General features: G+C 49.6%; 24 protein-coding genes. 17 read left to right on the top strand and 7 right to left on the bottom strand.

Annotated elements, in window-relative coordinates:
• The first annotated feature begins 118 nt into the window (after positions 1–118).
• Positions 119–1,882 carry a SulP family inorganic anion transporter gene (locus BLV87_RS02140; protein WP_093064920.1) on the top strand — a complete coding sequence of 588 codons (1,764 nt, stop codon included), beginning with the start codon at positions 119–121 and terminating at the stop codon, positions 1,880–1,882.
• A 53-nt stretch (positions 1,883–1,935) separates the two neighbouring features.
• Here BLV87_RS02140 and BLV87_RS18985 read toward each other — a convergent pair whose 3' ends face one another.
• Entirely contained in the window at positions 1,936–2,280 is a 345-nt protein-coding gene (locus tag BLV87_RS18985; RefSeq protein WP_139282106.1) for a hypothetical protein, read from the bottom strand.
• 254 nt (positions 2,281–2,534) lie between these two features.
• Between BLV87_RS18985 and gshA the strand changes: the two genes are divergently transcribed.
• Entirely contained in the window at positions 2,535–4,133 is a 1,599-nt protein-coding gene (gene gshA, locus BLV87_RS02130) for a glutamate--cysteine ligase (protein ID WP_093064916.1), read from the top strand.
• 241 nt (positions 4,134–4,374) lie between these two features.
• The gene (locus tag BLV87_RS02125; protein WP_093064914.1) at positions 4,375–4,869 is read left to right on the top strand and encodes an RNA recognition motif domain-containing protein; all 495 of its coding nucleotides are present in this window, start codon (positions 4,375–4,377) and stop codon (positions 4,867–4,869) included.
• Between the two features lie 51 nt (positions 4,870–4,920).
• On the opposite strand, the gene BLV87_RS02120 is transcribed toward BLV87_RS02125, so the two are convergent.
• Genes BLV87_RS02120 through proC form a run of 3 tightly spaced genes read right to left on the bottom strand, consistent with a single transcriptional unit; the run spans position 4,921 to position 6,632 of the window.
• Complete coding sequence (locus BLV87_RS02120) at positions 4,921–5,211, bottom strand: DUF167 family protein (protein WP_093064912.1); 291 nt, start codon at positions 5,209–5,211, stop codon at positions 4,921–4,923.
• Between the two features lie 3 nt (positions 5,212–5,214).
• Positions 5,215–5,763, bottom strand: coding sequence for a YggT family protein (locus BLV87_RS02115; RefSeq protein WP_093064910.1), 549 nt, complete (start codon positions 5,761–5,763; stop codon positions 5,215–5,217).
• Between the two features lie 26 nt (positions 5,764–5,789).
• Positions 5,790–6,632: a pyrroline-5-carboxylate reductase gene (gene proC / locus BLV87_RS02110; RefSeq protein ID WP_093064908.1), complete on the bottom strand. Its 843-nt coding sequence runs from the start codon at positions 6,630–6,632 to the stop codon at positions 5,790–5,792.
• Positions 6,633–6,706: 74 nt separating this feature from the next.
• Between proC and BLV87_RS02105 the strand changes: the two genes are divergently transcribed.
• On the top strand, positions 6,707–7,036 hold the full coding sequence (locus tag BLV87_RS02105; RefSeq protein WP_093064906.1) for a DUF3301 domain-containing protein: 330 nt from the start codon (positions 6,707–6,709) through the stop codon (positions 7,034–7,036).
• A gap of 27 nt (positions 7,037–7,063) precedes the next feature.
• Here the strand turns inward: BLV87_RS02105 and trhP are convergent, their stop codons facing one another.
• The 3 genes from trhP to BLV87_RS02090 all read right to left on the bottom strand — a co-directional run bounded on the left by trhP (position 7,064) and on the right by BLV87_RS02090 (position 9,652).
• Entirely contained in the window at positions 7,064–8,419 is a 1,356-nt protein-coding gene (trhP, locus tag BLV87_RS02100) for a prephenate-dependent tRNA uridine(34) hydroxylase TrhP (RefSeq protein WP_093064904.1), read from the bottom strand.
• Positions 8,420–8,508: 89 nt separating this feature from the next.
• The gene (locus tag BLV87_RS02095) at positions 8,509–9,063 is read right to left on the bottom strand and encodes a DUF924 family protein (RefSeq protein WP_245706879.1); all 555 of its coding nucleotides are present in this window, start codon (positions 9,061–9,063) and stop codon (positions 8,509–8,511) included.
• A gap of 16 nt (positions 9,064–9,079) precedes the next feature.
• Entirely contained in the window at positions 9,080–9,652 is a 573-nt protein-coding gene (locus tag BLV87_RS02090; protein WP_093064902.1) for a thioredoxin family protein, read from the bottom strand.
• A gap of 132 nt (positions 9,653–9,784) precedes the next feature.
• Here BLV87_RS02090 and BLV87_RS02085 point away from each other — a divergent pair, with 132 nt between their 5' ends.
• The 13 genes from BLV87_RS02085 (at position 9,785) to BLV87_RS02025 (ending at position 23,721) form a co-directional block, all read left to right on the top strand.
• Positions 9,785–10,747: an MBL fold metallo-hydrolase gene (locus BLV87_RS02085; RefSeq protein ID WP_093064900.1), complete on the top strand. Its 963-nt coding sequence runs from the start codon at positions 9,785–9,787 to the stop codon at positions 10,745–10,747.
• Between the two features lie 305 nt (positions 10,748–11,052).
• Entirely contained in the window at positions 11,053–12,246 is a 1,194-nt protein-coding gene (gene sat / locus BLV87_RS02080) for a sulfate adenylyltransferase (protein WP_093064898.1), read from the top strand.
• 114 nt (positions 12,247–12,360) lie between these two features.
• Positions 12,361–12,831: an adenylyl-sulfate reductase subunit beta gene (gene aprB, locus BLV87_RS02075; RefSeq protein WP_093064896.1), complete on the top strand. Its 471-nt coding sequence runs from the start codon at positions 12,361–12,363 to the stop codon at positions 12,829–12,831.
• Between the two features lie 41 nt (positions 12,832–12,872).
• Complete coding sequence (gene aprA, locus BLV87_RS02070; RefSeq protein ID WP_093064894.1) at positions 12,873–14,900, top strand: adenylyl-sulfate reductase subunit alpha; 2,028 nt, start codon at positions 12,873–12,875, stop codon at positions 14,898–14,900.
• A gap of 115 nt (positions 14,901–15,015) precedes the next feature.
• Entirely contained in the window at positions 15,016–15,669 is a 654-nt protein-coding gene (gene adk, locus BLV87_RS02065) for an adenylate kinase (RefSeq protein ID WP_093064892.1), read from the top strand.
• Between the two features lie 65 nt (positions 15,670–15,734).
• Positions 15,735–16,247, top strand: coding sequence for an FKBP-type peptidyl-prolyl cis-trans isomerase (locus tag BLV87_RS02060; RefSeq protein ID WP_093064890.1), 513 nt, complete (start codon positions 15,735–15,737; stop codon positions 16,245–16,247).
• Positions 16,248–16,266: 19 nt separating this feature from the next.
• On the top strand, positions 16,267–16,620 hold the full coding sequence (locus BLV87_RS02055; protein WP_093064888.1) for a hypothetical protein: 354 nt from the start codon (positions 16,267–16,269) through the stop codon (positions 16,618–16,620).
• A gap of 53 nt (positions 16,621–16,673) precedes the next feature.
• Positions 16,674–17,933: a 6-phosphofructokinase gene (locus BLV87_RS02050; protein ID WP_093064886.1), complete on the top strand. Its 1,260-nt coding sequence runs from the start codon at positions 16,674–16,676 to the stop codon at positions 17,931–17,933.
• Between the two features lie 97 nt (positions 17,934–18,030).
• A complete protein-coding gene (locus BLV87_RS02045; RefSeq protein ID WP_093064884.1) occupies positions 18,031–18,942 on the top strand; it encodes a YkgJ family cysteine cluster protein in 912 nt (303 codons plus the stop codon).
• Between the two features lie 180 nt (positions 18,943–19,122).
• Positions 19,123–19,446 (top strand): RNA recognition motif domain-containing protein, encoded by a 324-nt coding sequence (locus BLV87_RS02040; protein ID WP_093064882.1) that lies wholly within the window; start codon positions 19,123–19,125, stop codon positions 19,444–19,446.
• A gap of 99 nt (positions 19,447–19,545) precedes the next feature.
• On the top strand, positions 19,546–20,040 hold the full coding sequence (locus tag BLV87_RS02035; RefSeq protein ID WP_093064880.1) for a metallophosphoesterase family protein: 495 nt from the start codon (positions 19,546–19,548) through the stop codon (positions 20,038–20,040).
• Between the two features lie 135 nt (positions 20,041–20,175).
• The gene (locus BLV87_RS02030) at positions 20,176–20,682 is read left to right on the top strand and encodes a hypothetical protein (protein WP_093064878.1); all 507 of its coding nucleotides are present in this window, start codon (positions 20,176–20,178) and stop codon (positions 20,680–20,682) included.
• A gap of 78 nt (positions 20,683–20,760) precedes the next feature.
• Positions 20,761–23,721, top strand: coding sequence for a beta strand repeat-containing protein (locus BLV87_RS02025; protein WP_093064876.1), 2,961 nt, complete (start codon positions 20,761–20,763; stop codon positions 23,719–23,721).
• Positions 23,722–23,801: the final 80 nt, after the last annotated feature.

Raw genomic sequence — 23,801 nt, 5'->3', positions numbered from 1 at the left:
CTTCGCTATGGGATTTGTGGTAATAGAAGTACAATCTTATATTCTAATGAACCAGCGGCAGTGTCGCTGGTTTCTTTTTAGGTAATGCATCGGAATTAGGTTGGAGGTAAGCATCAACATGGGTAGCTGGCTAGTGTCGCTGTTAAGCGACTGGAAGGACCGTTTCACGCCATACAAAGATTGGATCGGCGAGTTAAAAAGTCCTACGGTATTGAAAGCCGATGCCATGGCGGGTTTGACCGTGGCGTTGGTGTTGATTCCACAATCAATGGCGTATGCGCAATTGGCGGGTTTACCGCCTTATATTGGCTTGTATGCTTCCTTTTTACCGGTCATGGTGGCGGCGATTTTTGGTTCTTCGCGGCAATTAGGCACTGGACCAGTAGCGGTGGTGTCCTTGATGTCAGCGGCGGCGATGCAGCCGTATGCGGCAATGGGCCCAGAAACCATGATTGCTTATTCCGCTATGTTGGCGGTGATGATTGGTATTTTCCAGATGTCGCTGGGCTTGTTACGTTTGGGGGTGTTAGTCGACTTTTTGTCTCATCCGGTGGTGGTTGGGTTTACCAATGCGGGGGCGTTGATCATTGCGACTTCGCAGTTGCCGAAGATTTTTGGCTTGGATGTGAAGGCTGATCAGTTTGAACATGCGTATGAGTTTTGGTGGGCAACCTTGGCAGCACTAACTGACACCAAGATGACGACATTGATGATTGGTGCATTTGCGCTGACCACATTGATGGTTTTGAAAAAATATGCGCCGCGTTTGCCTGGGGTCTTGATTACGGTGGTGATTACTACCGTATTGTCTTGGGCCGTGGATTACAAAGGGATGGGCGGTAGTGTTATTGGCACTATCCCGGAAGGTTTGCCAACGTTTTCAATGCCGAATGTTAGTTTGGATTTCAAAACCTTAAGTTCCATGATGGTGACGGCGGCTATTATTGGTTTGATTGGTTTCGTTGAGGCAATTTCTATCGCTAAAGCCATGGCATCCCAAACCCGTCAGCGTTTATCAGCGAATCAAGAATTGGTTGGGCAAGGTTTGTCAAATATCGTGTCGGGTTTCTCCAGCGGCTACGCAGTATCTGGGTCGTTCTCCCGTTCTGCGGTGAACTTTGCATCAGGGGCAATGACGGGGTTCTCCTCAGTGGTCACAGGTTTGCTGGTGGCGCTGACGTTATTGTTCTTGACGCCGTTGCTGTATCACTTGCCGCAAGCGACTTTGGCTGCGGTGATTATTATGGCAGTGGTGAACTTGATTAAAGTTGCGCCGATTAAGCACGCTTGGAAAGTCGAGCCGCACGATGGCGTGGTCGCAGTGGTGACGTTTATTGCAACCTTGGCGTTTGCACCGCATTTGGATAAGGGTATTTTGTTGGGCGTGGTATTGTCATTGGGCTTATTCTTGTACCGCACCATGAGTCCAAATTTAGTGGAGGTCGCGCGTCATGAGGATGGTTCAATGCGTGATGCAGCGGCTCATGGTTTGAAAACCAGTGATACCGTAGCGGTTTACCGTTTTGACGGGGATTTGTATTTTGCAAATACCGGTTATTTGGAAGGTAAGTTGCTGAATAACGTTGCGCAAAAACCTAATTTGAAAGTTCTGATTTTGGATATGGAATCCATCGACCAAGTGGATTCGACCGGAGAAGAAATGCTTGAAAAGCTAGCAGACCGCCTCAAGTTTGCTGGTATCGAGTTTTATATTGCGCGGACGAAGTTGCGGGTATACGAGGCATTCCAGCGTTCTGGCTTGGCGAAGCATATTGGGGAAGAGCGTTTCTTCCGCGAGCGTAAGTATGCCATCAATTATGCGAAAGAGCAGTTCGGTGATTCCATCGATGTTGAGCCATTCAAGCACTATATACCTGCTTGAAAAACGTTAGTACTTTTTAAACAGGCCGCTTTTGCGGTCTGTTTGTTAAGGATTCATTCGTCCAAAGCAATCGTAACTGTTTTGTCGACATTAGACTCTACGCGAAATTCAGTGTGTTTGATGCGCTGATTTTGTTTGACTTCAGCACGGTATTTGCCTGCTGGCAGGTACACAGTGCCACTGTGCCGAGGCAATTCTGCGACAGGTTCCTGTTGTTGATCACCTATATTAAAAATAAACCAATGGGCAGGTGAGAGCACCGATTGATTGTTCATGGTTGCGACTAGGGTTATCCGATTAGCAGAGGCTGGGCTAGCCAGTGCTAAAGCACATAAGCCTGTTGCGATAGCGAGTGCTTTACTTGGGGGAAGTAAAAAACGAAGAACATACAGGGACATATCACCCTTCCTACGATATTAGTTATTGCTTTGATGCGACAGTTTGCAGCTAAAAAACTATCACTAATTGCAATGTAATGCAATTTTTAACCAACTTCTTCGCGCATAAAGGGGTATAGCCTAGGGTTTTGTCTAGGTTTAGTTGAGTGTGGTTGGTTTAGTCCACCGCCACGTTGGTCTCAATAGGCCAAGGAAATTTGTATTATCTTCATTCTATGCTGTAATCAATATTTCGCTTCAATTGGGAGACCTCTGTGTATCACCTGCTGGAACAACGTTTGCGTGAGATTGACACCAATCAACTGCATTCATACTTACGCAATGCCCGAACTGGGCTTGAAAAAGAAAGCCTGCGTGTCACGACTGATAGCCGATTGTCACAACGTGATCATCCAGCGGTCTTAGGAGCAGCACTCACGCATCCTTGGATTACTACCGATTATTCTGAATCCTTATTGGAGCTGATTACGCCACCACAAGAGCGTGCTGCTCAGGCATTAGATTTTTTACTCAATATTGAAACCTTTGTTTACCAGCAACTCGACAACGAACTGTTGTGGACAACCAGTATGCCTTGTGTGTTGGCTGGTGATAATGATATTCGGATTGCAGAGTATGGGCGTTCTAACGCTGGGCGCATGAAGCACATTTACCGCGAGGGGCTGGCATGGCGTTATGGTAAGGCGATGCAGGTGATTGCTGGTATCCATTTCAACTACTCCATTGATGATGCGTTTTGGCAACCGTGGCAGCAGGTTCAGGGGGGGGCTGGCGAGTTGCGTGCGTTTCGCGATGCACAATACATGGCTTTAGTACGGAACTTACAACGCTATGGTTGGCTGATTATTTACTTATTTGGGACATCTCCTGCGATTTGTAAAAGTTTCCTTGGTGGCCGAGCTGCTCCTGAAGGCATGGAGGAATTTAATGAATACACGCTCTACGAGCCTTTCGGTACTTCGCTACGCATGGGTAACATTGGTTACACCAACAGTAAGGAAAACAAAACAGGGGTTAATGTTTGCTACAATACGCTGGATACGTATATCAGCAGCTTGCGCCATGCTATTGCGACCCCCCACCCTGAATACGTTGATATTGGTGTGAAGGTTGACGGTCAATACCGTCAGTTGAATGCCAATATTCTGCAAATCGAAAACGAATACTACAGCACAGTACGACCCAAGCAGCCTCTGCAAGGTTTTGAGAAACCGACCGATGCATTAGAGCGGCGTGGTATTGCCTACGTGGAGTTGCGTTCGATTGACGTGAACGCTTTCCACCCGGCAGGGCTGACCCGTCGGCAGCTTTTTTTTCTTGAGGTATTCATGCACTTTTGTTTGTTGCAGGAAAGCCCGCTGGTCTCCGCTGAGGAGTTTCAGGCAATCAATCTGAATCAGATGCTGACGGCTCATCGTGGGCGTGACCCTGAGGTGCGTTTGAGTTGTTTGGGTAATAGTGTGCTGTTGCGTGATCAAGCCAAAGCGTTACTGCAAGCGATGCGTCCTGTGGCTGAAATGTTGAATGCGGTACATAACGAAGAATGTTACACGGACTGTTTGGAGAGCCAGCTTCAGCTTGCCTATAACCCTAATATAACACCTTCCGCACGCATGTTGGAAGAGATGCTTGCCAATCAAGAAAGTTTTTTTGAGTTTGCCCGGCGAAAATCCTTAGAACATCGTGACTACTTTCTGAAGCGTGAACTTGCACCGTCGTTGACTCAAGAGCTTCAGCAGCTTGCTGCAACTTCATTAATTCGTCAGCAAGCCCTTGAGAACGATGAAAAAATGGATTTTGATAGCTTCTTAAATGCTTATCTTTCAGGGACTTTGGTTGACATTAAAAATTAACCGGACAATTATCCGATTTTTGTTACCCGCAGCGAAAAACTGGGGTACACTGCAAATAACTTGCCTGATACTTGAAAGTTTCGTGAGCCTTGCTTTTTCGATGCCACGTTTTTACTTGCAGGTTTCACAGTGCATAACCTATCGAACCACAGTGGTCGATCGTTATCAGGTAATTTGGTGTGACTGATTATCTATAACGTAAATTCCCAAGCAGCACACGCTATTTATGAGATGACAAACAGTGAATATTTACGTTGGCAACCTGCCCTATAAAATTACCGAAAACGACTTGCGTGACCTGTTCTCCGCTTATGGCGAAGTAACCAGCGTCAGCATGATCAAAGACAAAATGACGGGGCAATCCAAGGGCTTCGGTTTTGTTGACATGCCAGATGCTGCTGAAGGCAATGCAGCCATTCAAGGTTTGAACGAGCAAGCCGTTCAAGGCCGTAACATTAAAGTTAATGAAGCAAAACCACGCGAAGATCGCCCACGTGACGGTGGTGGTCGTGGTGGTTTTGGTGGCGGCGGCGGCGGTCGCGGTGGTGATCGCGGTGGTTTTGGTGGCGGCGGTGATCGCGGTGGTTTTGGTGGCGGCGGTGATCGCGGTGGTTTTGGTGGCGGCGGTGATCGTGGCGGCTTCGGCGGTGGTAGTCGTGGTGGTGATCGCGGCGGCGACCGTGGTGGCCGTGGCGGCGACCGTGGTGGTTTCGGCGGCGGCGGCGGCTACCGTTAATGCCTGTTAAGCGATAACTATTTCGCTGTGGGTAGGCTGATAGATTTTCTGTTAGCCTACCTTTTCGACTCCTGCCGGTAAGTAAACTGGAGATTCGACGCATAAGTGTTTGTTTCTGCTAGTTTCCCCGCTTTTGATTTGCACATTTGATTTAGCCACTCTGCAGGCTTTTGCAATAAACTTTTGCAAATGTGCATTTGCTTTGCCATCTACTGGCGGAGCTGTGATTCTTATGCGAATCCTATTTTCTTGCACTTCCGCAAATTCATCCCGGCTTGCTTTCGGTTGCACCCGCACAAACAGATGCAATGCCGTATTTTCCCAGCGGTAGAACTCAGACACGTCTTATAACCCAAAGGATTGCAAGATAATTAGCACAATATACAGTAGCAGTATTGCTACCATGGGTGCGAAGTCGATCATGCCCATAACGGGTACAAACTGGCGCACGGGGCGCAGTAGTGGCTCGGTTAGACTGTGCAAGATGTCGGTTAGTGGATTGCCGTGACTATTGCCTACCCAACTGAGTACTGCTTGAATGACCAAAGCGAAAAGGTAGATATAGATTACCGTGCGTAAGAGATCAATGACGGCATACACGAACACCACTGGCAAACTGACTTCACTACCTTGTAAGGCAACGAGTAGTAGTGTTTGAATAATTTTCAATCCTAGCGCAAGTACAATCGCGGCAGTATCCAGTTTACCAATGGCAGGAACCATCCGTCGTAGGGGGACTAACGCTGGGTTGGTGATTTTCACTAAAGATTGTGACAGTGGGTTGTAAAAATTAGCCCTTGATAACGCTAGTAGAAAGCGTATCAGTATTGCCCCAATGTAGAATGAAAATAAAACTTCGGTCAAAAAAATGCCGATATTTTGAAGTGCTTCCATGAGCAACTATCCCCTGTTTATGTGATTTAGCTGTTAGCGGCTGCCAACTCGCGTGAACGGCTTTCTGCTGCTTGTAAGGCTTGTGCAAACAGGTCGTGTAAGCCGCCTGTGGTTAATACTTTCAAGGCTGCTTCGGTCGTGCCACCTTTGGATGTTACTTTTTTGCGTAATTCACTGGGCATGTCGTCACTTTCCAGCGCCAATTTAGCAGCTCCTAGCGCGGTTTGTACAATCAGCAAGTGTGCATCTTCGGCACGCAGTCCCAATTGTTCGGCTGCTACTTGCATAGCTTCCATGACTAAGAAGAAATAAGCAGGGCCACTACCAGAAATGGCAGTAACAGCATCTAGCTTGGCTTCTTCGTCGAACCAGAGGGTAATGCCGACAGCACGTAGCAGACTTTCTGCTGTACTGCGTTGTAGGTCAGACACTTGTAGGTTTGCGTACAGGCCGGTTGCTCCTGCTTGTACCAGTGCCGGGGTATTTGGCATACAGCGCACGATAGCTTGGTTGCCACCCAGCCAGCGGTTAAGGGGTTCTTCGCGAATACCCGCAGCGATGGATACAAATAATGGTCGATTCAGTTGCGCAGAACTGGCGAGATTTTCTGCTACCTCACGCATGATTTGTGGTTTGACGGCGAGTACCACAACATCAGCGCCTTGCATGGCTTCAATATTCTCCGTGGTGGTTGTGACATCTGGCCAATGTTTACGGATGGCATCCAATTGATGTTGATCAGGGTCAGCAACGCGCAGCACGACATTCGCTTGATCTTGTAATAGGCCAACAATTAAGCTGCGAGCCATGTTGCCAGCACCAATGAAGGTGATGGTGGTAGGTTTTTGGGCGAGTTTAGGTGTGTCCATAAAAGCTCTTTACTGTGTATCCGTTAGCAGATTTCCGTAATAATGGGTGCATTCTACTATTTTCAAGGACAAAAATGGAAAATTTGCTGTTATTGGGGTTGTTAGGGCTAGGTGTTTGGTTTTGGATCGACTCGATGAATGCACGTGAACGTGCGGTCGCGGCGGCTGAGAGGGCATGTCGTGAGATTGATGTGCAGCTTTTGGATCAAACCGTGTCGCTGGAAAGCATGAAACCTACCCGTAATCGTCAGGGGCATTTGGTGTGGCGACGCATTTACGGGTTTGAATTCAGTGTTCAAGGGGTGGAACGGCGGCATGGGCGTGCGATCTTACGCGGGCGGGCGTTGGAGCAGGTGCAGTTGGATCAGGAGGAAGGGACGACGATAGAGCAGCACGACACATGAACGGCTGCTCTCCCGTTGCCTGCAATATTACAAAAACCGGCTGACCAAAATCATATCGCTATCCACGCCTTGGGGCAGCGGAATACGCATTTTGTGACCGCTCCCCGGCGCGGTGGTGACGGGAATACCATCCATGTTTTCCATGCATTCCAGTACCAGTTCGCGGTTGCCTTCCGGTAACACCATTTCCAGCCGATCCCCCACGCTGAAACGATTTTTCACATCCAACTCGATCCAGCCATGTTCACGGTCAACACGCATGGCTTCGGCAACGAATTGCTGCTGATGCCCCATTGATGCGCCTTGCATGTAGTTTTGGTAGTCGTGAGTATGGTGGCGTTCGTAAAAGCCGTCGGTGTAACCGCGATTCGCGAGATTTTCCAACACGCCCAGCAATTTGGGGTCGAAGCTGCGCCCTGCCATTGCGTCATCAATGGCTTGTTTGTAGGTTTGTGCAGTACGCGCCACGTAGTAATGCGATTTGGTGCGCCCTTCGATTTTCAGGCAATCTACGCCAATTTCGGTGAGTTTTTGGACGTGTTCAACAGCGCGTAAATCCTTGGAATTCATGATGTACGTGCCGTGTTCGTCTTCCATGACGGGCATGAGTTCGCCGGGGCGGTTGGTTTCTTCGAGGAAATACACCTTATCCGCGAGTGGATGGCGTTCCTGATTGCCGCAACTGCCCATGCTTTGCGCTTGGTTAAACACATCCATCGACAACACGGCTTCTTTAGGGACGAATTTGCCTTCCGCTGCTTCGACGGCTTCGGTGGTTTTGTATTCCCAGCGGCAGGCATTGGTGCAAGTGCCTTGATTCGGGTCGCGGTGGTTGAAATAGCCAGAGAGCAGGCAACGCCCGGAATAGGCAATGCACAATGCGCCGTGGACGAAGACTTCCAACTCCATATCCGGGCACTCTTGGCGGATTTCGGCGATTTCATCCAGCGATAATTCCCGCGACAAAATCACGCGGGTCAAGCCGAGGCTTTGCCAGAATTTCACAGTGGCGTAGTTCACCGTATTGGCTTGCACGGAAAGGTGGATGGGCATTTCTGGCCATTTTTCGCGTACCAACATGATCAAGCCGGGGTCTGCCATGATCAGCGCGTCGGGATTCATCGCAATCACGGGCGCAAGATCTTCCATAAAGGTTTTGATTTTGCTGTTGTGCGGGGAAATGTTCGCCGCGACGAAAAATTGCTTGCCCAATGAATGCGCTTCGGCAATACCGAGTGCGAGGTTGTCGTTTTTAAATTCGTTATTGCGCACCCGCAGCGAGTAGCGCGGTTGTCCGGCGTAGACCGCATCCGCACCGTAGGCGAAGGCGTGGCGCATGGATTTGAGTGTACCCGCTGGGGCAAGCAGTTCAGGGCGTTTCATGGGGGAGTATCCGCTGTGTGTAAGTTCAAGCGGGGATTATATTCCCAAGTGTGGCGCTAGGCTAATTTACTGCAAGGCTGGGAGCGATTTCAGCCCGTAAATGCTTCTTTGGATGCTAAATACGCCTGTTCTTCCGCTGTGCTTTCGCGTCCTAATGCTGTGTTGCGGTGCGGAAAGCGCCCAAACTGGCGCACGATTTCGCGATGATGGCGGGCGAAACGCGCATTTGCCTCTAGCCCTGCGATCTCAAACAAGCGCACAGATTCATCCTGATCAACTAGGTGTTCGCTGTGCATCAGTGGCATGTAGAGAAAAATGCGCCGTTCTGGCGGCAATAATTGGTCGAAACCCTGCTGCACTGCGTGTTTGGTAACGGCAACAGCATGTTGCTCGGTAGAAAAGCTACGCGTTTCCCCGCGAAACATGTTGAGGGGGAATTGATCCAATACAATGCAGAGCGCCAAGCAGCCTTCGGGTGAAGCTTGCCAGGCGTCAAGTTCCCCGGCGGCGGCTTGTTCCCACAATGCACCAAAGCGTTGGTGGATGTCGGCATCCAGCGCAGGTGTTGAGGCAAACCAATGCTCTGGTAGTGGTGGAGTGTACCAAAAATCGAGAATATCCGCAGGTGTATGCGCTTTCATCATCAACGTTTACTCCGCACTAATAGTTCGGTTCGTTGCCTGCTTTCCATTTGATATTGCAGCCCAGTGAGGGTTTTTGCTCATCGGGAGGGTACATGTTGTCCAGTAACCGATCCAGTGCATGGCGCAAATCATTGCCGGTCACGGGTACATCCCCTTGCGGGCGGGCATCGTCAAATTGCCCACGATAAAACAACTGATGGTGTGCGTCGAAGAGGAAAATGTCAGGGGTGCAAGCTGCCTTATAGGCTTTCGCCACCTCTTGCGTGTCGTCATACAAATACGGGAAGGTGTAACCGTGTGCGTGTACAGCTTCGATCATTTTTTCGGGGCTGTCATCGGGGTAATTGGCGACATCGTTAGCATTGATGGCGACCACGGCGACACCGCGTTCCTGATAATCTTTTGCCAGTTGCGCGAACACGTCACGGATCAAAATCACATAAGGGCAATGGTTACAAATGAAGGCAACCAATAACGGTTTGCCCGAAAAATCTTGTTTGGCGATAAGATTGCCACTAGCTGGCTCTAATAGCGTGAAATCAGGAGCATCTGTGCCAAGCTCTAACATGGTGGATGGGGTGCGTGCCATAGCCGCCTCCTTTTATCTGACTGTGATGGTAAGGTATCCCGATTATACGCAAATTGCTACCTCACGTGACAAATTCCGCGTATTTCAGTTTATACTGCTGCACTGCAACAGTAATTTCTTGGAGGAAAGGGCATGGCGACACGCTACGAAGACTTGGGTCACGGTGTTTATTGTATTGATACCGACCTTTACCGTGCTCAGATGGCAGCCTGTTATCTGATCCGCGAAGGGGATGCGGTGGCGTTTGTCGATACCGGCACTTATCACACCATTCCCAGATTGATGGCGGTGTTGGTAGAGCTGGGTTTGAGTGCTGACAATGTGCGCTATGTCATCCCTACCCATGTGCATTTGGATCACGCAGGTGGGGCAGGTGAGCTGATGGCGCGTTGCCCGAATGCGACGATGATTGTGCATCCCAAAGGCGCACCGCACATGATTGATCCTTCCAAATTACAAGCAGGTGCTACGGCTGTGTACGGTGCGGAAGGTTTTGCTAAAGATTATGGCAAATTAGTGCCTGTGCCTGCTGAGCGTGTTATCGCTGCCACCGACGATGGCTATGTGGTGGAACTGAATGGGCGACGCTTGACGTTTTACGACACACCGGGACACGCCAATCACCACGGTTGTATTTTTGATGCAAGCAGCCGCTATTGTTTCACCGGCGATACGTTCGGCATTTGTTACCGCGAGTTTGCGACGGCTAAGGGCGCATGGATCTTTGCCCCGACAACACCTGTGGCATTTTCACCCAACGAGTGGCAACAGAGCCTCGATAAATTGGAGGCGTTACAACCCGCCGCGATGCTGCTAACGCATTACGGGCAGGTTACGGATGTCGCTGTTTTATTCCCCAAACTACGTGCCAGCATCGAAGCTTTGAGTAACCTAGCGTTAACCCTGAAAAATGCACCAGAAGGGCGCGTTGATACGCTCAAAGAGCAGATTTTTTTGACCTGGCTTGAAGAGATAGCTGAACATGGTGTTAACCTTCCCGAAGGGGATATTCGTGAATTACTGCGGGTCGATGCTACCCTGAATGCACAAGGGCTGGATGTGTGGCTGCAACGGCTCGCAAAAGCCAAAACCTGACGTATATTCAGGTAATTGCGAATAACCTAGTAATAAAATCAACTAATTCAATGTAAGCGTATTGCTATATTATAATGTAATAATATTCTTTAAATATAAGCATTTAGAGGTGTTGTTAATAGATTTTGCTTATCATATCGAAGAAACAAACCCATTGGTTTATGCACTAAAATTGTATAGAGTGTGCGTGGTTCAAAATTTCAAGCAAGTGGCTAATGAAATTTTTCTATGCTAGATAGAATTGGTGTTGGTCACTTGAAAATCTACACAAGATTTGGCGAGTACCACACTTACGGGAGATTGGCATGATCAAGCCTCATGGTTCTGAGGAACTGAATCCATTATTCGTATATGACAGTGCTGAAAACGAAGCGCTCCAGAAAGAAGCAGAAGGTCTTGCTTCAATCGTCGTCAGCTCTGCGACAGCAGCAAATGCTGTGATGCTCGGTGGTGGTTACTTCAACCCGCTCACTGGCTATATGAACAAGGCCGATGCGCTGTCAGTCGCGAGCAATATGCACACCACGTCTGGCTTGTTTTGGCCAACGCCAGTGCTGAACCTGGTTGAAGATGCTGGCAGCATCAAAGCGGGTGATCGCATTGCCTTGAGAGACCCCAACGTGGAAGGCCATCCGGTACTGGCCGTCATGGATGTCGAAGCTGTCGAAGCATTCACCGATGCAGAAATGGCCACCATGACCCAGCAGATTTATCGTCCTGCTGAAGGTGAAGCGCACATCGGCGCGGATACGTTCAATTCCCAAGGCAAGTTTTGCCTGTCAGGGCCGATCAAGGTACTGAACTTTTCCTACTTTCAGAGCGAATTCCCTGACACTTTCCGTACTGCGGTTGAAATCCGCAACGAAATCACCGAGCGCGGTTGGAAGAAAGTCGTTGCCTTCCAGACCCGTAATCCGATGCACCTAGCGCACGAAGAACTGTGCCACATGGCTATGGATCGCCTCGGCTGTGATGGTTTGGTCATCCACATGCTACTGGGCAAGCTGAAGAAGGGGGACATCCCCGCTCCAGTACGTGATGCTGCCATCCGCAAGATGGTTGAGCTGTACTTCCCGCCAAACAGCGCGATGGTAACGGGTTACGGTTTCGACATGTTGTACGCAGGACCAAAAGAAGCGGTATTACATGCCGTATTCCGCCAAAACATGGGGGCGACGCATTTCATTATTGGTCGTGACCATGCCGGTGTTGGCGATCATTACGGTGCATTTGATGCTCAGGAAATTTTCGATAATGAAGTGCCTAAGGATGCGCTTAAGATCGAAATTTTCCGTGCAGACCATACGGCTTACTCCAAGAAGTTGGATAAGGTTGTGATGATGTGCGAAGCACCCGATCATCAGAAGGAAGATTTTGTCCTGCTTTCTGGCACTAAAGTTCGTGAAATGCTGGGTCAGGGCATTGCACCACCAAAAGAGTTTTCGCGCCCTGAAGTCGCCCAGATCCTGATCGATTATTATCAAAGTGAGAACAGCTAAGTCTGTTTAAAGTATCTCTGGTGCAGTCTGAGCTTTGAGGAAAGGGCAACAGGCTTCACTGGTTGAGTTCTGTGACCGTATGTAGCAATACAATTAATTTGAAGGAGTTACACAATGCCTACGTTTGTACGTACTGACAAATGTGATGGCTGCAAGGGCGGCGACCGCACCGCTTGCATGTACATCTGCCCGCATAACCTGATGAAGCTGGACGTTGACGGTTCTGCCACAGGTCACGCGATGAAAGCGTATAACCAAGAGCCGGATCAATGCTGGGAATGCTATTCCTGCGTTAAAATCTGCCCTTCCAACGCCATTGAAGCACGTCACTATGCTGACGTTGTACCACTCGGTGGTTCTGTACAGCCTTTGCGCGGTCAAGACTCCATCATGTGGTCTATCAAGTTCCGTAACGGTGTAATGAAGCGTTTCAAATTCCCAATCCGTACTACCCCAGAAGGTTCCATTGACTGCTACGGCGGCAAGCCGAAAGCTGATCTGGCTAACATCGGTAAAGCACTGCTGACTAAAGATGTCATGGGTGGCTACCGCGCTGGTAATCCGGCTGAACTGATCTGCAAGTAATTACGCTTCGTTATTAACATTTAAGCATTGAGGAAACACAAATGGCAGGTACATTTGGTAATCCAGAAGTTGTCCAAGAAGAAGTGGACATCCTGATCATCGGTGGCGGTATGGCTGCGTGTGGCGCGGCGTATGAAATCATGCCTTGGATCGGCGCAGCGAAAGACGCTGGCGTTGACATCACCGTTAAGTTGGTTGACAAAGCAGCAATGGATCGTTCTGGCGCAGTTGCACAAGGTTTGTCAGCGATCAACACTTACATCGGTCCACACCAAGACCCAGCGGACTACGCTCGCATGGTCTCCAACGACCTGATGGGTATTACCCGTGACGACTTGGCTTACGACTTGGGTCGTAACGTTGACGATTCCGTGCATTTGTTTGAAGAATGGGGTCTCCCAATCTGGAAAACGGTTAACGGCGAACGTTTTGACGGTGCTACTTGGCCGAAAGAAGGCGGCAAGCTGTTGAAAGACGGCGGCGACCCTGTTCGTTCCGGTAAATGGCAGATCATGATCAACGGCGAATCCTACAAGTGGATCGTTGCTGAAGCTGCCAAGAAAGCACTGGGTTCTGACAACATTCAGGAACGTGTTTTCATCGTTAAGCTGGTCAATGATGCTAACGACAAGAACCGCGTTGCCGGTGCTGTTGGCTTCTCTACTCGTGAAGACAAAGTATACGTTTACAAATTCAAGGCTTGCCTGTTGGTAGCCGGTGGTTGCGTAAACATCTTCCGTCCACGTTCCGTTGGTGAAGGCCAAGGTCGTGCATGGTATCCAGTATGGAACGCAGGTTCCACCTACACCATGGCTGCTGAAGCCGGTGCAGAACTGACCATGATGGAAAACCGTTTCGTTCCAGCCCGTTTCAAAGACGGCTACGGTCCGGTTGGTGCATGGTTCCTGCTGTTCAAAGCTCAAGCGACTAACGCCTATGGCGAAGTCTACATGACCAAGAACAAAGAATTGCTGAACGACTATCCTCCGTATGGTCAAGCAGCGGTTCCAGCATCTTGCTTGCGTAACCACTTGATGCTCAAGGAAATGAAAGAAGGTCGTGGTCCAATCTACATGGATACCGTTACCGCTCTGGGCAAACTGCGCGAAACCCTGTCTCCTCGTGAAGTAAAGCACTTGGAAGCAGAAGCGTGGGAAGACTTCCTCGACATGTGTATCGGTCAGTGCGGTATCTGGGTTGGTGAAAACATCGAACCAGAAAAGAAAAACTCCGAACTGATGCCTACCGAACCGTACCTGCTGGGTTCACACTCAGGCTGCTGCGGTATCTGGGCTTCCGGTCCTGAAGACGTTGGCGCTCCTACTACTGAAGAGCATCCTGAAGCAGACAAGATCCCAGCTCACCTGCCACAAGGCTGGAACTGGGGCTACCGTGGTATGACCACTGTACGCGGCCTGTTCACTGCGGGTGACGGCGTTGGTGCTTCTGGTCACAAGTTCTCTTCCGGTTCACACACTGAAGGCCGTATGGCTGCACAGTCTATGGTTAAGTTCGTTATGGACAACAAAGACTGGACACCAACACTGGATACCCCGGTTGAAACGTTAGTTGAAGAAATCTACCGCCCAGTCCGTACTTTCTTGGAACACAAAGACTACACCACAGCGATTGATGTAAACCCACACTACATCACTCCACGTATGTTGCAGTTCCGTCTCCAGAAAATCATGGACGAGTATGTTGCAGGTGTTGCGACTTACTACACTACCAACGGTCACATGTTGGCAGTAGCGGAAGAAAAACTGGGTATGTTGAAAGAAGATGCGATGAAAATGCGTGCAAAAGACCTGCACGAATTGCTCCGCGCATGGGAAAACTATCACCGTATCCTGACGGCTGAGGCGCACATGAAGCACATCCAATTCCGTCAAGAAAGCCGTTACCCTGGTTTCTACTATCGCATGGACCACAACTATGTGGATGAAGAAAACTGGCATTGCTTCGTAAACTCTGTTTACGACAAAGAAACTAAGCAGTGGACTGTGTTCAAACGCGCTCACAAAGACTTGGTTGATAAGTCCAAGCTGTTCAAGCCTGCTGCCCACTAAGGGGTTGCTTGATCACAGCTCTAAACCTTACTATCGGGTTTAGGCCAAATCAGGGCATCTCATGATGCCCTGATTGTTATCTACGGTAGTAAATCTGGAGAGAGGAGTTCACCACATGAAAGTTATTCTGTTAGGCGGCCCTGGTGCGGGCAAAGGCACACAAGCCGGGTTCATCAAAGAAAAATACAACATCCCACAAATTTCCACGGGCGACATGCTACGTGCTGCGGTAAAAGCAGGCACGGAAATGGGCATCGCGGCCAAAAAAGTCATGGATGCAGGCGGTCTGGTTTCTGACGATATCATTCTCGGTCTGGTTAAAGAGCGCACGGCTGAAGCCGATTGTGCCAATGGTTTCTTATTTGACGGTTTCCCACGTACTTTGGCGCAAGCTGAATCCCTGAAAACCCAAGGTGTTGATATTGATGCAGTGGTTGAAATCGCGGTTGAAGATGCTGAAATCGTGCGTCGCATGAGCGGTCGTCGGGTTCATGTGGCATCCGGGCGTACTTACCACGTTGTATTCAATCCGCCAAAAGTTGAAGGCAAAGACGACGAAACCGGCGAAGACCTGATTCAACGCGCTGACGATGCGGAAGAAACCGTACTGAAGCGTCTGGAAGTGTATCATGCGCAAACCGCACCACTGATCGGCTATTACTCTGCGTGGGCTGCTTCGGGCGAAGCCAATGCCCCGCGTTATATCCGTATTGAAGGCGTGGGTTCGGTTGACGCTATCCGCGACAATATTTTCGCGGCATTGGGTTAAGAAAAACCCCTATCCCCAGCCCTTCCCCCGCAAGGGGTGAAGGGAGCAAGATTTTAGGAGCAACAATGACTGCATCTCCCGAAAAAGTGGCTGCTGGCAAGGTAGTCCAGTTCACTTACCGCATCGCTGACCGTCATGGCGAGATTATGGAGCAAGTGGATTTGCCCTTGAGCATGGTGTTCATGCGTCATAATCGCTTGTATGACGTGGTGGAAAAAGCCTTGGTTGGTTGCCGTGTGGGTGATGAAGTGTCTGTTGATGTTCCGGCAGTTGATGGTGCTTGGGGTGAAGCCGATGCTGACCTTATTTTGGTGCAAGACATTGAGCATGTACCACCGCCGTACCGCAAAATCGGTGCGGAAGCACAATTTCAATCCGAAAATGGCGAAATTAAAACCTTCCGAGTGACCAGTGTCACCGAGGATTCTGTTACCCTGGACGGCAATCACCCGTTTGCTGGGCAAACCATGACCTTTCACGTCAAAGTCATTGCGATCCGCGATGCCAGCAAAGATGAATTGCTGCATGGCATTGAGTCCGGCGCACCGACTGACTTTGGTAATACCACTATTCATTAAATAACAGAGGCAGCATGTTATGGCAGTTCCTGATCTGACCGACCTCGAAAAATCCATTATCCAGCAAAGCATTAATGAACGTTGGCGCAACGGCGGCATCGTGGCAGAGGAAGTCGAAGTCGAACTGCGGCTTTCTAAAGCAGATCGTGACGTCACCGCTTGTCCCGCCATGTATTGGGAACATAACGGTTGCACTTTCCTCGTCGCCAAAACCGGCGAGAGCCGCTACCGTTCACAATTTTTCTACTCTGCCAAAGAACAATTCAATACCGGCATTGAGGAATACACCGATTTAGGCGACTGCGTGCTCTTCCTGCTGCGTTTGCAGGCAGACCATGAGAGCGAGCGCCAACAGAATTTTCCCAAAGCGTAATGAAATAGATACCCACACGTTAGTTTGAGAGATTGCATAGAGGAGTTTGAGTGATGACCGTTAAGAATGCTTTTTACGCACAATCCGGTGGTGTTACCGCCGTTATCAATGCTTCGGCTTGTGGTGTGATTGAAACCGCCCGCCAGCACAGCGACAAAATCGGCACGGTATACGCGGGTCAAAACGGTATTATCGGCGCATTGCTGGAAAACTTGATCGATACCAGCAAAATTTCCGATGCAGATGTTGCGGCATTGCGGCATACCCCATCCGGTGCATTCGGTTCGTGCCGTTATAAAATGAAAAGCTTGGAAAAGAACAAGCGCGAATATGACCGTTTGATCGAGGTATTCAAAGCGCACAATATCGGTTACTTCTTCTACAATGGTGGCGGAGACTCGGCGGATACTTGCCTGAAAGTTTCCCAATTGGCGGATGCTATGGGTTTCCCAATTCAAGCAATCCACGTCCCCAAAACCGTGGATAACGATTTGCCTGTGACTGACAATTGCCCTGGTTTTGGTTCGGTTGCTAAGTACATTGCGGTGTCTACGCGTGAAGCGAGTTATGATGTCGCTTCCATGTGCGCGACTTCCACCAAGATTTTCGTGCTGGAAGTCATGGGTCGCCATGCAGGTTGGATTGCAGCAGCAGGTGGTTTGGCAGCCGATGCCAGCAACGATATTCCGGTTGTTATCTTGTTCCCTGAAGTTGAATTCAATCAGGAAAAATTCCTCGCGACTGTCGATGCAAAAGTTAAGCAATACGGCTATTGCAGCATCGTGGTGTCCGAAGGTTGCCATTATCCAGACGGTACGTTCTTGGCAGAGCAGGGGACTCGTGATTCGTTCGGTCATGCGCAATTGGGCGGTGCAGCACCTGTGGTTGCCAATATGATCAAAGATGCACTGGGTTATAAATTCCACTGGGCAGTTGCTGACTACTTGCAACGTGCAGCACGTCACTTGTCCTCTAAGTCTGATGTGGAACAGGCCTATGCACTCGGAAAAGCAGCCGTTGAGTTAGCGTTGGAAGGCAAAAATTCTGTCATGCCAGCGGTTATCCGTACCTCGAACAATCCGTACACTTGGCACATTGGTTCAGGTGAGTTGAAAGATATTGCTAATGTCGAAAAAATGATGCCGCTGGAGTACATCAGTGAGGATGGCTACGGTATCACCGATGCATGCCGTGAATATTTACAGCCGCTGATCGAAGGTGAAGATTACCCGCCATACGAAAACGGTATGCCTAAATACGTGACGCTGAAACATGAATTGCTGGATAAAAAATTACCAGCATTTGAGCTGTAAACCTTAACGCCCCCACAACTAGCGCCCCTGTTTGCACAACAGGGGCGTTCTTTTTATACTGTTTCATTAATAGTACATACCCCGGTAACGAAAGATCATGGCTGAAAAACTCGATATTCCTGAGGAATTCCAAAGCTCCCTCGTCCCCGAACTGCTGACGGATGACACCGTAATTCAGTTTAACTGCCACCCCGGCGTTTCTTGCTTCAATATTTGCTGCAAAGCAGCAGATGTAACCCTTGCACCTTATGATATTCTGCGCCTCAAAAAACGGTTGGGGATGACTTCCAGCGAGTTTCTCGATAAACACACCGTACCGTTTGAGACAGATGGACACGGTACGCCCGGTGTCAAATTACGTACTGACGAAACCAAAGCGTGTTTGTTTGTACGTGAAGAGGGCTGTAGTGTTTACGCAGACCGCCCCGCCGCCTGTCGTTATTATGGTTTGGGGTTATTGTCGCACCGTGCGCAAGGTTCTGCTGAAGATGTGCAATATTATTTCCGTAATCAGGAATCTCATTGCCAAGGTTGGAAAAGTGAGCAGTTTATTACGGTGAAGGACTACCGCCAGCAGCAAGGCGTGCCGGAATACGATGAAATCAATCGTGAATGGATGCAGTTGATGCTGAAGAAGAAATCAGCAGGGCCTGCAATAGGCAAGCCCGACCCGTTGAGTTTCCAGTTGTATTTCATGGCCAGTTTCGATATTGACCGTTTCCGCCGTTTTGTGGAAAGCCCTGCTTTTGCCAAAGTTTATATTCTCAGTGACGAAGATCGAACCGCTTTCCAAGATGATGTGATTTTGCAGAAATTTGCCTTCCGTTTGTTACGCCAAGTGTTGTTTGATGAGCAAACGATTCCTACACACGAAAACGTTCTCGAAAAACGTTGGGAAGAACGTAAAGACATTATTGAGCTGCGTCACAAAGCCGCTGTCGAATTGCACTTGAAACGCGCTGAAGAGGAGCGTCAAGCAGCTTTAAACAGTGGTATGGATGAGGCTTAGCAAAAAACTAAGCAAGTCACACGAATTTCTGACTTATTTCGGTTTTATCTGATTGGCGGGCTATCCACCCGCCAGAAAACCTGTATACTTAAGGCTTCATTTTACATCGTTTCTATCGAGTCTGCGGGCATCCTGTCTACATCCTCTTGAACGGTTTACGAAAACCTTAAGGAGGTTCTCATGGCTACTAAGCTTTACGTTGGCAATTTGCCTTATTCTGTTACTCAACAAAGTCTGCAAGATAAATTCGCTCAATACGGCGAAGTTACTTCTGTTAGCGTTATCACTGACCGTGATACCGGGCAAAACAAAGGCTTTGCATTCGTAGAAATGTCCAGCAGCAGCGAAGCTCAAAAAGCTATCGATGGCTTGAATGGTGCGGATATGGGCGGTCGCGGTATGAAAGTTAACGAAGCAAAACCACAAGCGCCACGCGATAACAATCGTAGCGGTGGTGGTTTTGGCGGTGGCAACGGCGGTGGTTCACGCGGTGGTCGCTGGTAATAAGCCTTCGGCTTAACCAAGCATTCCAAAGACCCGGCCTTGTGCCGGGTTTTTGCTTTTGCGACAATTCAGCAAAATCTCTGTTTTAGGGTGATAACAATGACTGTTTCTGTAGCTATTATTTCCGATACACACGGGCATCTTGATCCGCGTATTGTTGAGATTATTCGCGAGTGTGATTACGCCATTCATGCAGGTGATATTTGCGGGGAAAATGTACTCGCGGCGATGCAGCCCAAAAGTGCAATGGTGATTGCAGTAGCGGGTAACAATGAACCGCGTTGCATGATTGATTTTCCCCTGCCATCCAAAAGTGAATTGGAGTTGCCGGGTGGGAAAATTTGTATCGAACACGGGCATGAACACGGGCATCACACCCCTTGTCACGATTCCTTACGGGCGCAACACCCTGATGCACGCGTAATTGTTTACGGGCATACCCATAAAATGGTGCAGGATAAAAGTGCATTGCCGTGGGTAGTGAACCCTGGTGCAGCAGGGCTGACCCGCAACCATGGTGGGCCATCTTGTTTGGTGTTGACTGCCAGTAACGATGAGTGGGATGTCCGTGAAATCCGCTTCGCTGATACATAAGATTAACCGATAGGCTGTATAGCCATTTATCTGGGTAAGGCTGTCGCTAGTCCCTGAGTTTATTGATAATGAAGTCCAAGCATATGAGGTCAAGTATGCTATAGATTGATTACAATAATAAGAGGGATTAACACTATGTTTTCTAAGAAAACACTGTTGGCTACTATTCTGGGCTGCTCCATTGCTTTGGGCAGTCTTGTCACCGTTCACGCAGAATCCGGCAACTCGCCGTTGCAAAGCACGATGCAGGCTTACCTGATCACTGTGAGTGAGGATGGTAAGGAAATGGCGCAAGCGACTAACGAAGTCGAACCCGGTCAGGTTGTCGAATACCGTATGGAATACAAAAACGCAGGTAAGACGCCCCTGAAAGGCATTGCGGTCACAGGGCCAGTACCCAGTTCCACCCAATACATGGACAACACAGCCCTCACCCAAGCTGATGCTGATTTCACCGTGAGTATTGACGGTGGCAAAACTTTCGAGAACGAGCCAGTCAAACGCCTTGTCGTCAATGAACAAGGTAAGAAAGTGGAAAAAATCATTCCCCCTAGCGAATACACCCATGTGCGCTGGATGTTAAAACAACCTTTATCAACAGGAGATACCCAGCTCTTTACTTACCGTACTTTGGTTAAGTAGCAACAAACCAACCCCAAACCCCAAACCCCAAGCAATAACAATAATCTCAAACAAAATAATTAAATAAGAGAGTCATTCATGAAACCTTTACAGATGAATAAGCTGGCAGGCGCTTGTGCAACAGCGTTGCTGGCAGGTGGCATTATGCTGCACGCGTCCCCGGTCATTGCAGCGACGGCTGCTGGCACACAGATTAAAAACTTGGCAACTGTGACGTATGAAGACGAAAACGGTAACACGTACAGTGCCCAATCCAACGAAGCGGTTATTACGGTCAAACAGGTCTACGCGGCTGAACTGGGTGTCGATACCACCAAAACGGCTGCTGCCGGTCAGATGGTTTACTCCCAACACACCCTGACCAACAACGGTAACGGTAAAGATACCTATACGCTGAATGTGGCAGACATTACCGGCGATGACTTGACTGCTGACAGCATCCAGTTGTTCATCGACAGCAACGGGAACGGTCTGGCGGATGCCGGTGAAACGATGGTGGCTGCTGGTGGTACGGTGACACTGACTGGTGGTCAGAGTGTGGCATTGGTCATGGCCGTAAAAGTCCCTGCAACGGCAACTGCTGGTAATAAGTTGTATGCAAAACTGACAGCAACGACCAGCAATGGCAGCGTTGTGGATTTAACCAGTAGTGGTGGCTACGACAGTGCGAACAATACCAACCATACGTTGATCACGGTTGCCAATGATGCGGTACTGAACCATACCAAGTCGGCGGTGCTGGATGCGGCTAATAACCAAATTGCCTATACCTTAACTGTTACCAACACCGGCAATCAGGTTGCTCAGGATGTTGAAATTTTCGATGCGCTCCCTGGGCAGACCAGTTTCGTTTCTGCCAGTGCGGCGGGTTTGTTGACGGGCAATGGTGATACGTTGCCGGTTAGTCAGAGCCTTAGTGAAGCGACTGCGGGTGCTGACTTGAACAAAGACGGTGATATGGTCGATATATTGCCGGGTATTTACGCAAAAGATGCTGCGTTGGCACCGGGGGCAACCATCAGTGTGACCTTCAGGGTTGCTTATGATCCGCTGACTTTCAACAATAACAGCATTCCGGGGTCGGCAGGCGACATTGTGAAGAATACCGGCTTCCTGAAAGCGGATCAGGATGGCAATGCAATAACACCGCCAGTGATTGTGCCTTCCAACCCGGTGCAAACGGTTTTGCCACAGCTTTATGGGGTTGTAACGGACGATACCGGTGATAATGCCAAGTCGGCCCCGCATAACGATGGTCTGGATGATAATACGCTCGATGACGTACAGTTGGTAACCACTGCGCCGCCGGGTTCTGCGGTATGGTTCTCTGTGGATGTCACCAATAATGGCACGGGTCGCGATACGTTTGAACTGACGACCAGTGGCAGCAGCTTCCCGCCTGGGACAGTGTTTACTTACTGGAATGCAAGCGGCACGGTGCAACTGGTGGACACCAACTCCAAAGGTGGTGTCGATACCGGGATGCTGGAATCGGGCGATACTGCCCGTATTGTGGTTAAAGCCCAGTTGCCAACCAATGCCGCCAACGGCGGAATAGTGACTTTGACTGCTACATCAGCGACTGCGCCAACAACCGTTAGCGATACGACCACACTGCAATTGCAGGCTATCTCCGCAGCAGGCGTTGACTTGTTCGACAATACAGGCAGCGCCGGTACATCGGCAAATGAAGACGCACTGGGGACAGCACCTTACAATATCAATCATGGCACAAACCCCGGTACTCGCCAGGCAATGGCAGCCACCGTAGGTAGCACAGTCAAGATTCCATTGTATATCGACAATGGTTCCGGCTCTTCCGACTCCTTCCAGTTCAGCATTGGTAGCAGTTGGAATGGTACAACGGTCGGTGGTTTGCCGACGGGTTGGAGTGCACTGTTCTACAAGGCCGATGCCAGTGGCAACCCTACCGGTAGCCCGTTGACCAGTACGGCGCTGTTACCTGCCGGTTCTTTGGGGAATGCAGCAACCAACCAATACGTAGCCGTTGTCACCATTCCTAATGACCCCGCGTATGCCTTGGCTGACTACCTGGCAGACAATAATGGCGACGGCACACCGGATATTATGGATGCCAATCTCGATGGTGATGGTGATCAACCGGTCTTCATCAGCATCACCTCGGCTAACAGTGGTGCTTCTGACATTATGTTGGACGCTATTGATGTGGAAAATCTGGCACAAGTGGAACTGACCCCGCCGGGTAGTAACCAAATTCAGCCGGGTGGTTCCGTGAACTACATCAATACGCTGGAAAATACGGGTAACACCACTGAAACGCTGGAGCTGACATCGGCTAACTCCCTAAGTGGCGAGTCATGGGGTAATACCGTTAAAGTGGATACTAATGGTGATGGTATTCCCGATAAAACGCTGGCTGAGTTGCAACCCGGTGATGTGATCAAGGGTGTGGATGTGGCTGGTAATGTGGTGAATATTCCTGTTACCGACGCGGATAATGATGGCAACCCTGAGGTGACCATGAATCCGGGTGAGAAGTTTGACCTGACACCAACCGTGTTCGCACCTTCCAGTGCCGCACCGGGGCAGACCGATGTCTTGACGCTCTATGCAACCAATATCGGCACAGGGCCATCGACTTCTGTGGAAGATGTCTCCATCGTGATCCTCGGTCAGGTGCGTCTGGATAAGCAAGTCGCCATTGATGCCAACTGTGACGGTACGCCTGAAGGCACGTTCCAGGCGAATCTGACCACTGAAGTAGCACCAACCGAATGTGCCATCTGGCAGATTCAGTCCGAAAACCAAGGTGACGCTTTGGCGAAAAACGTGATTATCCGCGATAAGGTTCCGGCCTACAGCACGTATGAAGTCAATAGCCTCAAGTACTGCTTGAATCTGGGTTGTGCACCGGCTGCTGTGACCAACGAAGGTGAAATCGTTGGTAGTGACATTGCCTTCTATGTTGGTACAGGTTCCGTACCTGCCAGCCAATTGGGTGGGGATTTACAGCCGGGTCAACAAGCGACTGTCCGGTTCAGCACCAAGGTTCAATAAACCGGCGGGTCAACCGCTCCGTTAGTTGCAGAGCCTTCCCCGCTGGTCGGGGAAGGCTTCAAGCAATAGATTACGTGGCT

It is taken from the genome of Thiothrix caldifontis (genome assembly GCF_900107695.1).
GTDB lineage: Bacteria > Pseudomonadota > Gammaproteobacteria > Thiotrichales > Thiotrichaceae > Thiothrix > Thiothrix caldifontis.
The sequence above is the reverse complement of the archived record's forward strand: the minus strand, read 5'-3'. Positions and strand labels throughout refer to the sequence as shown.

What these genes read in the sequence shown, in the direction of transcription:
- BLV87_RS18985 (WP_139282106.1), bottom strand. Translation starts at nt 2,280, where the DNA reads ATGTCCCTGTATGTTCTTCGTTTTTTACTTCCCCCAAGTAAAGCACTC.
- BLV87_RS02085 (WP_093064900.1), top strand. Translation starts at nt 9,785, where the DNA reads ATGGCGACACGCTACGAAGACTTGGGTCACGGTGTTTATTGTATTGAT.
- BLV87_RS02055 (WP_093064888.1), top strand. Translation starts at nt 16,267, where the DNA reads ATGGCAGTTCCTGATCTGACCGACCTCGAAAAATCCATTATCCAGCAA.
- BLV87_RS02040 (WP_093064882.1), top strand. Translation starts at nt 19,123, where the DNA reads ATGGCTACTAAGCTTTACGTTGGCAATTTGCCTTATTCTGTTACTCAA.
- aprA (WP_093064894.1), top strand. Translation starts at nt 12,873, where the DNA reads ATGGCAGGTACATTTGGTAATCCAGAAGTTGTCCAAGAAGAAGTGGAC.
- BLV87_RS02050 (WP_093064886.1), top strand. Translation starts at nt 16,674, where the DNA reads ATGACCGTTAAGAATGCTTTTTACGCACAATCCGGTGGTGTTACCGCC.
- adk (WP_093064892.1), top strand. Translation starts at nt 15,016, where the DNA reads ATGAAAGTTATTCTGTTAGGCGGCCCTGGTGCGGGCAAAGGCACACAA.
- proC (WP_093064908.1), bottom strand. Translation starts at nt 6,632, where the DNA reads ATGGACACACCTAAACTCGCCCAAAAACCTACCACCATCACCTTCATT.
- BLV87_RS02025 (WP_093064876.1), top strand. Translation starts at nt 20,761, where the DNA reads ATGAAACCTTTACAGATGAATAAGCTGGCAGGCGCTTGTGCAACAGCG.
- sat (WP_093064898.1), top strand. Translation starts at nt 11,053, where the DNA reads ATGATCAAGCCTCATGGTTCTGAGGAACTGAATCCATTATTCGTATAT.
- BLV87_RS02035 (WP_093064880.1), top strand. Translation starts at nt 19,546, where the DNA reads ATGACTGTTTCTGTAGCTATTATTTCCGATACACACGGGCATCTTGAT.
- BLV87_RS02140 (WP_093064920.1), top strand. Translation starts at nt 119, where the DNA reads ATGGGTAGCTGGCTAGTGTCGCTGTTAAGCGACTGGAAGGACCGTTTC.
- BLV87_RS02105 (WP_093064906.1), top strand. Translation starts at nt 6,707, where the DNA reads ATGGAAAATTTGCTGTTATTGGGGTTGTTAGGGCTAGGTGTTTGGTTT.
- BLV87_RS02115 (WP_093064910.1), bottom strand. Translation starts at nt 5,763, where the DNA reads ATGGAAGCACTTCAAAATATCGGCATTTTTTTGACCGAAGTTTTATTT.
- BLV87_RS02060 (WP_093064890.1), top strand. Translation starts at nt 15,735, where the DNA reads ATGACTGCATCTCCCGAAAAAGTGGCTGCTGGCAAGGTAGTCCAGTTC.
- BLV87_RS02045 (WP_093064884.1), top strand. Translation starts at nt 18,031, where the DNA reads ATGGCTGAAAAACTCGATATTCCTGAGGAATTCCAAAGCTCCCTCGTC.
- aprB (WP_093064896.1), top strand. Translation starts at nt 12,361, where the DNA reads ATGCCTACGTTTGTACGTACTGACAAATGTGATGGCTGCAAGGGCGGC.
- BLV87_RS02090 (WP_093064902.1), bottom strand. Translation starts at nt 9,652, where the DNA reads ATGGCACGCACCCCATCCACCATGTTAGAGCTTGGCACAGATGCTCCT.
- BLV87_RS02095 (WP_245706879.1), bottom strand. Translation starts at nt 9,063, where the DNA reads ATGATGAAAGCGCATACACCTGCGGATATTCTCGATTTTTGGTACACT.
- trhP (WP_093064904.1), bottom strand. Translation starts at nt 8,419, where the DNA reads ATGAAACGCCCTGAACTGCTTGCCCCAGCGGGTACACTCAAATCCATG.
- BLV87_RS02030 (WP_093064878.1), top strand. Translation starts at nt 20,176, where the DNA reads ATGTTTTCTAAGAAAACACTGTTGGCTACTATTCTGGGCTGCTCCATT.